This is a genomic window from Methylobacterium sp. B4 (assembly GCF_003201865.1).
Classification (GTDB): Bacteria; Pseudomonadota; Alphaproteobacteria; order Rhizobiales; family Beijerinckiaceae; genus Methylobacterium.
The window spans coordinates 1-9,245 of sequence record NZ_QJJJ01000011.1 but is presented as its reverse complement, the minus strand read 5'-3'; the positions used below and the strand labels follow the sequence as shown (position 1 = coordinate 9,245).

Genomic DNA, 9,245 nt, shown 5'->3' with positions numbered 1-9,245 from the left:
CCCGATCCGACCTGCGCTTTGCGCCGGGGCACACTGCCGATTGTCACGGCATCACGACAGGGGTCGGCAAGCCTCCTCGTTGACTAAGCGTCTTCAGAGAATGAAATCCTGGCACATCGTCGGCCCATGTGTGTTTCCGAACACAGATGCCGGGCCTGTGCGTGCTCGGTGCTGGCGGTGCTTCGCCGGGAGGCGACCGTCGGGCTCGTCGATGGTGTCGGACGAATGCAACGCCGAGGACACGAGGGCGGCATCCGGCAGGGTTGCACCCCTTTGAGCCGTGTTCCCTGCGTCGAGGTACGGACGCGACCCGCCACAGCTACGGCGTCAGATCCTCGACTGCCTCGACTGTGGCGTGCACCACCTGTCTGCGGGCCACGGAAGATCCAGGGACCGGGGCGTCAGCGGCGGGCGCCGCACCAGCCTCGTCAATATCCTCATCGCTATCGGCGCTCACACCGCCTGTGGCGCTGGCGACGGGCTCGCCACCGTCAGCAGCGCCCCCTGCGTGGTCAGCTTGCCGTCCCGCGTGAGCTCCTCGATCTGTGCTCCAACGACGTCGCGCAGCTGAGCGCTCGTCGCTTTAAACCCCAGCATCCGTGCGACCGCTGGGACGATCTCCTCGGCGCTCGCCCCGAAACTCCCTGTCACGACCTCTTGGATCGCTGCACGCAGCTCGGTCGGTGGCAGCATCTCCGGCCGCCGCAGCGTACCCGACCCGGCCAAGCTTCGGTCGCGCACGGTCACGGTCTGGCCCGGCAGTGCGAGGAACGAGCCGTCCCGCTCGATCCCCCCACGCGCGCGAGCCGCCTCTGCACCGCGCTCGACCGCTGCCTGGATGCGCGGACCGCTGCGCTGCAGGCCCCAGGCCTGGCGCACGCGAGCGGTCACCTCGTCGATGTGCACCGGCCCCTCGACCGCCACAACCTGCTCGACGAGGCCGGCTAGCAGTCCTGTCGGCGTCTCATGCAGTTCGGGCTGGCCGCGCGGGGCGTTGGGCACCAGCTCGACGTAGAGGCGGCTCGGCTGGTCGTCCGAGCGCTCGCTCAGGCCGACCTCGACGACGTCAGCCCGCTCGATCGTCACGACCTCGACCGGAACGGCTCGCGCACGGGCCCCGCCGAACTCCAAGCGCGCGTCGAGTTCGACCTTGGCCGCCTCGATCGCCGCGATCGTCCGCTCGAGCTGTTCCTCGGGGCGCTGGAACCAGTCGGTGCTCCAGATCCGGTGAATGATCCAGCCGTGGTCTTCGAGCACGGCCTGGCGCAGCCGGTCGCGGTCGCGCGCCGATCGGGATGCGTGGTAGGCTGCCCCATCGCACTCGATGCCGATGAGGTAGCGGCCGGGCCGCTCGGGATCGGCGATAGCGAGGTCGATGAAGAAGCCCGCCAGACCGACCTGCGGGTGGACATGATAGCCGCGGGCCTGCAGAGCGCGCGCGACCTGTGCCTCAAACACGCTGTCGTGGTCGCGCCCTGTCGTCTGCGCGATGCCGAGCCGCCCTGTGCGGGCGAAGTGCAGGAACAGCTTGAAGGCCAGCACGCCCTTGCCCTTGGCGCGCTCGAGGTCGATGTCCTCATCGGTGATCGAGGCGTAGACCTCGCAGCGGCGCTTGGCCCGGCTGATCAGAACGTTGAGGCGCCGCTCGCCCCCCTCCGCGCTCAAGGGCCCGAAGCGCATCGCCATGTACCCTTGCGCGTTGCGCCCGTAGCCGACTGAAATCATTACGACGTCGCGCTCATCGCCCTGCACGTTCTCGAGGTTTTTGACGAAGAACGGCTCGCTCGGATGGTCCTGGAAGAAGGGCTCCGTCTCGGGGTTGAGCCGGCGCAGACGCTCGACCTCGTCTTGGATGGCGCGACGCTGCTTAACCGAGAACGCCACGACGCCCAGACTGAGGTTCGGGTGGGTCAGCGCGTGCCGAAGCACGGCCTCGGCCACAGCCTTCGCCTCGACCGGGTTGGTGCCGGTGTTGCCGCTGTCGAACACCCCGCCGGCCACCGCGTGGAAGCGCAGGCCCATCCCGGCCTCGCCGGTATAGGGGCTCGGCACGATGAACAGCTTGTTCTCGTAGAACTGGCTGTTCGAGACGGCGATCAGGGACTGGTGCCGGCTGCGATAGTGCCAGCGCAGCATGCGCTGCGGCAGGCCGCGAGCGGTGAATAGGCCGAGCACGCTCTCGACGTCAGCGACCTGCGCGGTGCCGTCGTCGTCCTCGTCGCTCGTCCCGCCAGTCATTTTGGCGAAGAAGCGGGTGGGCGGCAGCTGCTTCTCGTCACCGACCACAACGACCTGGCGCGCGCGCGCGATGGCGCCCAGCGCGTCGACCGGCTGGATCTGACTCGCCTCGTCCATCACGAGGAGGTCGAACTCGATCACCCCTGGCGGCAGGAACTGCGCCACCGAGAGTGGGCTCATCATCAGGACGGGCTTGAGCGCCTGGATCGCCGGGGCGGCGCGCTGCATGAGTTGGCGGATCGGCATGTGGCCGCGCTTGCGCGCCATCTCGGCCCTGAGCACGCCGAGTGGCCCGAGGCCGCCCGCGACCTTCGGGATACGCCGGTGGTGGGCGCGGGCGACCTCGACGCTCGCCAGGGCGATGCGCTGCCGGTCGAGGTCGGCAAACTGCGTGGCCAGCCGTCCATGCAGTTCACCGTCGAAGCGGGCGAGCGCGGGGTCGGCTTTGGTGAGTGCACGAAACAGCGCCTCGAAGTACGCCATCTCGAAAGCCGGCCGGGCGGTGTTCGGTGCGAGACGCCCATCCGCCAGCCGGTCGACCAACTCTCCGAGTCCAAGATCCCGGGCCCGGTTGGCACGTTCGCGGTAGGCTACCCACTTCGAGAGCCCCTCGATCTTAGTGCCCCAGCGCGCAACAGCGGAGCGTAAAGTCTCTGTTGGGATCGTGCCTGCACCCGGGTGGGTGAACCGAGCAACGACCTCGAGCCTCAGATCCGCGAAGAGCGCGTCGAGGTCAGTGGTCAAGCGTCTGGCCTCAGCCGCGGCTGCCTCCGCTCGCTTGGCCAGCGCCACCCGGTCTGAGACGCGTGCGGACTGCACGCGAATATCGGCGTTGTCCGTGACCCATTCTGCAGCGGACCTGAGGGCTGGCCAGTCGGAGGCAGAGCCGCGCCAAGCCAGACCGAATGCGGTGCGGCCGAGTGCGTCCGCTGCTTCGAGCGCGTCGCCGGCCTCCTGTGCGGCGGTCAGGTGCGCCAGCACGGCGAGGCGCTGGGGTACGGGCGTGTCCGTCTCGATCATCACGGCGCGACAGCCCGCGTCGAGGGAGGCGATGGCCCCCGCACGATCGGCCAGGCGCGCGAGCGGCACTTGATTGACGTTCACTACGCTGGGGAAAGCTGCTTCATTCGCGTCGCCGAGATCCGCCCAGTGGACGGACGCGATCGGACCGAGCACCTCGCACAGCCGCGCGAGGGCAGAGGCCCGCGCCTCGAGATCGGCGCGATCGGGTAGACGGCTCGCGATCAGGCGCGGTTCAGCGCCCAGGCCGCGCAGGCTACGCATCCAGGCAACGAGGGCCTGGAGTGGCTCAGGCCGGGAGCGCTCAGCCCGCCAGTCGGTGCCGAAGGCCGCCCGCCCGAAGGCATCCTCGGCTTGCAGGAGGGCGATCGCCGCTTTGCCAGCCTGAAGTGCGTCGAGGGCGGCGAGTACCGCGGGCAGCGGGGTGGCAGGCGCCGCCAACACCGTCCTTACGAGGCGGTTGGCCGCGCGCCACTCACCTGACAAGAACCGGGTGAAACTCGTCCCCTTGGCTGCCAGGACTTGACGCGCCGACGCGAGCTCCGTCGTCCAGGCAGCCTCCGTCAGGACGCCCGCGGTCGCTGCTCTGGCCTGGGCCAGCCGGGCCGCCGCTTCAGCGAGGTCTCCCGCCTGATCGACACCGCGCTCCCACACAGTTGCGGCGAAGGCCTCGGGGCTCGCGTCTGGGGCGTCCGCGACACGCCGCGCGGTGGTCACGAGGCGCTCGACGTCACTCAGGGTTTCGACCGAAGCCGCCGACCCGAGACGCCCCCTCAGATCGCGTGCAGCGGCCAGCACACGCGGGACCTGCGTCTCGAGCGCGGCCGCGCGAGCGAATCCCTCGGCCGGGAAGGTTCTCGGCAGTGTCTCGAGCCCGGTGCGCAGGCCCGCGACGTCGATCGCATAGGCCTCCGCCCGCACCGCCCCGGACAGTTCGGCGACGAGCGCGGCGTAGGCGCTGCCACGCTCGAGCAGCGCGGCGATCTCAGGCCGGTGCGAGGCCCACGCCTCGCAGCCGAGGGCTGCGTCGCCAAGAAGCGTCGGCGCTCCGGCGAAGCGCTCGGCCAGCGCGGCGGCGAGTTCGAGGTCGCCGAGGGACGCGAGCCCCGGTCGGCCAAGTGAATCCCCGACGGCTTCGGCCTCGGCCTGCACCGCCCCCAGGGCCACCTGTAGGTCGGCAAGGCGGAGCTTCAGCCGCTCGACATCGGTCGGCAGGATCGTCTCAAGCCCCACACCGCGCCAGGGGTGATCGTCTGGCCGGCCGATGTCGGCGACGCGCTGGGCAAGCTCGGTCAGCAGATCGTCGCGCTGCCGCACCCCGTCCGCGTTCCAGGATGGCGCTGCGGGCAGCTCGAGGTTCGTCGGGCGCTCGCCATCCTGGCGCAGCCGCGTGAGGTGTCCGATAACTTGGTACGGCGTGAGGCCTGAGGGGGCGTGCTGCTGATGGAGCCGCGCTGGATGGGCGTTCAGCGCGTCGCGCGCCTCGGTTAGCCGGGCGATGAGACTCGTCTCGGTGCCGGATCGGGGCGCGCCGAGCTCCCAGGTGCGGCGCAGCTCGTCGAGCAGCGCGCGTTTGTTAGCCTTGTTGGAGTGCAGCTCGAGGCAGGCATCGCCCACCCCCGCACGGTCGAGGCGCCGCTTGACCACCTCAAGCGCGGCCATCTTCTCGGCCACGAACAGCACGCTGCGCCCGTCGGCGATCGCGGCCGCGATGATGTTGGCGATCGTCTGCGACTTGCCGGTGCCGGGCGGCCCCTGGATGACGAGGTCGCGGCCGCGCCGCACCTCGTGCACCGCCACGGACTGCGAACTGTCGCAGTCCACGATGTGGAGTTGCTCGGCCGGTCCGATGTGCGGGTCGATCGCGGCGTCCTCACCGATGAGGTCGTGGGCCGGCGGGAATCCGTCAGACAGGAGCGCGCGGATCGTCGCTCGGTCCGTGAAGCGGGCGCCCGCCGGCCAGTTAGCCGGGTCGAGATCGCGGTACATCAGGAACTTCGCGAACGAGAAGAACCCGAGCACGATGTCGTCGGGCAGGACTTCCCAGCCCGGCTTCAGAGCGACGGCCTGCGCTACGTCGGCGGCGTAGACCGTTGGGTCGAACTCCTCGCCGAGCTCCATCCCGGGCAGGCGGATCGTATGAACGCGCTCGAGATAGGCTTCGAGCGAGAGGTTCGGGGCTTGCTCTTCGCCGCGCCAGCGCAAGCGGAAGCGCTCGGCGGCCGACCCGCGCTCGAGCCTGACCGGCAGCAGGGTTAGCGGCGCGTACCGGACGTTGGCTGCGTTGTTGGGGTCGATCCACTTCAGCGTGCCGAGCGCGAGGTAGAGGACATTAACGCCCTGCTCCTCCTCGAGCGTACGCGCATCGACGTAGAGGTCGAGTAGGCGCTTCTGCAGCCCTTCTGAGGTCAGGCGGGTCTGGAGTTTGGTGTCGGCATGGCGGATGTAAACGCCACGATCGTTGAGCGAGTCGGCCTCAGGCTGGGGGAGCGCATCGATCTCCTCCGGCTCGGCTTCTGCATCTGCGGCTTCTGGCTCTACGGTTTCAGGAGATTCCTGCTCAGCCTTCACCCGGCTGACGCGGCCGGGCAGAAAGGTGAAGGTCTTGCCCTCGCGCAAGAGCATCCTGAACACCTCGGACGCCTTCTCGTCGACAATCTCGAGAGATTTCACGCTCTTGGCTGAGCGCGGAATATTGAGCAGGCGGTTGCGCGCAGAGAGGTCGAGGAGTTCGGCGCGCGCGCGCTCGACCTTGGCGTCTACAGGCAGATCCGACTGGAAGACTGACCCGGAGCTATCATCCTGCACAGCCGATGCCGTTCCCGCCATTTTTTCCTCCGTTGGGGAACTTGAACGATATTTCGGCCTAGCTTGTCTATGGCCGTTTGGACACGGGTCGACGAACGGATTGGGCCGTCGCTGTGGTGTCGATAAACCGGCGGGGGCGAGCTGTAGCTCGCAGGATGCATTCGAGGCGGTATGTCGGCAGAATTGTCGCGGTCAGACCTGCCAAGTTTCAGACACTTGGCAGGTCGCAGAAGGGCGCGACTTCGGCGATGTGTCCACTCTGGCCCCGCACCCGTCTGCCGTGCGCTTTTCAGTATCTGGCTGTCGCCAGTTCCTTCAGGCGCCGGAGCCAGATGTCCGCAAGGCTGCCCAGTGCGCCCGCTATGTCCTGGGGCCACCAAGGTTCGCGCACGAAGGGGAAGGAGAGAATCACGCGGGTGGCAATCGCCGGTCCCGGCTGGAGGAGGGGGATCAAGTCGACAGTCAGCGCGAAGGTGTGCGCTCTGCGAACATCGCGGACGGCCTCGTCATCCCAGTCTCGGCCGTGAGGCGCCAGGTCGATAGGTGTCGCGTCCGGAGGAAGTGGCGCTCGCTGATGCCGCTCTTCGGGCAATGAAGCGTTACCGCGCCGCGACCTTCTGGGACTGGATCGAGGTCGATCGTGATTGGGTGTGGTTGTTGCCGATCTGCCGGCGACGGGGTGAACAAGCTTGGGTGACGCAGGAGCCGCGCGAGATCGTGCGGGGCGGCATCGATGCGGCGGCTTGTCGTGAGCGCGGCGATGAAGCAGCGGTAATCGTCGTAGTCGAAATGCATGAAGGGGCGCCCCGTGGGAGGGACGCCGCACCGGAACTGCGGTGAAATTCAGGGGTAAGGGCGCAGGGGGAGCAGCGCCTGTCGTGTGCAGGCGCGGAAGTGTAGATCAGGTAAATCGTGTTCGCGGTAGTGTTCGGTGCGGCGCTGTCGATCGACGAGGGGTGTTCTAAACTACAGTGATCGGTTTCGATAGATTTCACCTCCGCAGGGCCCTGATGATGCCATTTAGGTTTCGAGCTGGGTTGCCGCCTCACGACAATCGGGGGGCTTGGCGCGACCTAGAAGCGGGACCGCTCTCCTAACTTAGGGTATGTTAGTCCTCCCGCTTAATCTCGGCTGCCGCGATCAGGTTGACTTGCCCCTTCCGCTCCCCGCGCATGCGCAGGAGGAACCCGCGTTCGAGGTACCCGCCGACCTCGTCGTCTCGTACGGCGATCTGGTTGGCAGCATGATGCTTAACCTTGCCGTACGCCGGGTCGGCCATGCGGAAGAAGCCGTCGCTGAAGCGGTGGGGTACGAAACGCTCACCGTCCACTGTGATGCGCACGAAGCGGGTCCCCGCCCGCCACGAAGCTGCGTGTACGGCAGACGACGGCTGCTTCGCCTGAGGCTGCTCGGTATCGTTGGACGAGGCGGTGATGCCGGCCGGTTGCGTGACATCACCGCCGATCAGTTTCCCGCCGCACTCTCCGACAGAGGAGATGGCTCCGATAGTGCGGTGCTCGCAGGCTCCAAGTCGAGCCTCCGCAGCCGCCGCCGGATCAGCTCTTCCCGCTCCGCGACGAAGTCCGGCAGCGCGCTCACCTGCCAGAGGGCCGGCTTGTTCGGTATCAGGTGCCGCTCCAAGAAGGTGCTGTCGCGCGTCTGGAGCCACTGACCGAACGGCAGATTGCTCTTCTCGAGGTTCTCGCGTGCGAGCAGCAGCTGCAGGTTGCCGAGCCGGTTCACGCTGTCGAGGATGCGTTCGATCAGCGACTCTGACAGGTTCTGCGCCATCAGGGCCTTCCGGTCGGCGAGCGAGCGCGGGATGATGTGGTCAATGTGGTGCGGGGCCGAGCCCCAAGCATTCGCATCGTAGAGGGTTGAGAGCGCCAAGAAGCAGTTGCGCTTGTTGTACCCTGTTTCGAGCACCCCCTCGATGTTGTTCGCGTCGAAGCCAGCGACACGGCCGCGTGAAGCGAGGCCCTGTGCGAGCGTGCGGTGCGGGAAGTCCCGTTCCGTCTGCAGTGTCTCCTGTAAGATCGAACGCGCCGTGCCTATCGTCCGGTCGGAGCTGCCGCCGAACACCCCGTTCAGGAGACTCCCAAGCAGCCACTGCTGGATGCGCTTGGCGTTCGTAGCCTCGAACGGCGTCGAGCCGTCCAGGCTGCCGCTGCCGATCCGGTGCAGGTAGTAGGCGATCGGTAGGAGCGCGTTGAGCGAGGTCAACGTCTCCCCGTCGATGCCGAAACGATTCACGAGGCGCAGCGTCGCCTCGAGGCTCGCCTTGATGCGTGTCCAGTTCGCTTCGATGCGGGCGAGGTTGGCGGTCGTAAAGTTGCCGACCTTATAACGCGGGTCGAGGTCGCACAGCACGAGACAGGACTTCATAACGAAGTCCTTGTCGAGCCGATTCCGGGCGACGAGACCGTCGTTCAGGTGGTCAACGAAGCCGTAGATTTCTTGGCGAGCACTCACCCCAGCCCACTTCGAGGTGATCATCGACAGCAGGAGGTCGGACTTGCTCAGCTTCGTTCCGCCGTCGTTGGCGCGGATGAAGATGTCGAGCACGCGGTCGTACGATTGGTCCTTCTCGGTGTAGTAGGCGATCACGCCGTCCTTCCAAACCGTGCGGTAAAGCCGGTCGAGCGTACGCTCGGCGGTCCGCGTCTGCGCCCGCGTGGTCGCGTCAGGCAAAGCGTCGAGGACCTCGTCCTTGAGCCGGTCGAACGCGTCGTCGCTGGTGCAGTCGAGGATGCGTCCGACCTTCAGCCAGAGGTGCTGCGCGCTGCTCTTCGGCTCCCCCTCGAAGAAGCGTAGTCCGTAGGTGACGCCGAGGTCCTCGTCGTCGCTGACCTCGTCGTCGGTCGCTGGGTCCTTCAAGAGGTCAAGATAGAGGCGCTGTCGGCTCCAGGCGTCGGGGTTGTGGCGCCGTGCGTACTTCGCTCGCACCGCATAGGTGCCGCGCAGGCCGATGAGCAGCGAGGTCAGGCGCTGCTGTCCGTCGAGCACCAGCATGACGTCGCGTCCGTCGGGCTCGGTCATCTCGTTGTGTGTGTCGCCGTGCCGGAAGTTCTTGTTTGATCCCGCGGTGTGGTGGTACGGTTGACCACCATGCTGCGAGGGATGCGCTATGGGCCAGGTTCTCCATGGAAGCGCCACCACGACGGAGGCAGTCCGTCGCG

General features: G+C 67.4%; 4 protein-coding genes. 1 reads left to right on the top strand and 3 read right to left on the bottom strand.

Features of this window, described 5'->3' with window-relative positions; translation table 11 throughout:
• Positions 1 to 453 precede the first annotated feature (453 nt).
• Positions 454 to 6,087 (bottom strand): DUF3320 domain-containing protein, encoded by a 5,634-nt coding sequence (locus tag BY998_RS14710; RefSeq protein WP_110352366.1) that lies wholly within the window; start codon positions 6,085 to 6,087, stop codon positions 454 to 456.
• Between the two features lie 540 nt (positions 6,088 to 6,627).
• Between BY998_RS14710 and BY998_RS24425 the strand changes: the two genes are divergently transcribed.
• Positions 6,628 to 6,906 carry a hypothetical protein gene (locus BY998_RS24425; protein WP_181425531.1) on the top strand — a complete coding sequence of 93 codons (279 nt, stop codon included), beginning with the start codon at positions 6,628 to 6,630 and terminating at the stop codon, positions 6,904 to 6,906.
• Positions 6,907 to 7,174: 268 nt separating this feature from the next.
• Here BY998_RS24425 and BY998_RS14700 read toward each other — a convergent pair whose 3' ends face one another.
• Together BY998_RS14700 and BY998_RS14695 are read right to left on the bottom strand one after the other, a co-directional pair.
• Positions 7,175 to 7,408 carry a hypothetical protein gene (locus BY998_RS14700; protein WP_015824439.1) on the bottom strand — a complete coding sequence of 78 codons (234 nt, stop codon included), beginning with the start codon at positions 7,406 to 7,408 and terminating at the stop codon, positions 7,175 to 7,177.
• Positions 7,409 to 7,530: 122 nt separating this feature from the next.
• Positions 7,531 to 9,105, bottom strand: coding sequence for a DUF262 domain-containing protein (locus BY998_RS14695; RefSeq protein ID WP_245421602.1), 1,575 nt, complete (start codon positions 9,103 to 9,105; stop codon positions 7,531 to 7,533).
• Positions 9,106 to 9,245: the final 140 nt, after the last annotated feature.

Coding starts and splice junctions, on each gene's coding strand:
- BY998_RS14695 (WP_245421602.1), bottom strand. CDS start 9,105: ATGACCGAGCCCGACGGACGCGACGTCATGCTGGTGCTCGACGGACAG.
- BY998_RS14710 (WP_110352366.1), bottom strand. CDS start 6,087: ATGGCGGGAACGGCATCGGCTGTGCAGGATGATAGCTCCGGGTCAGTC.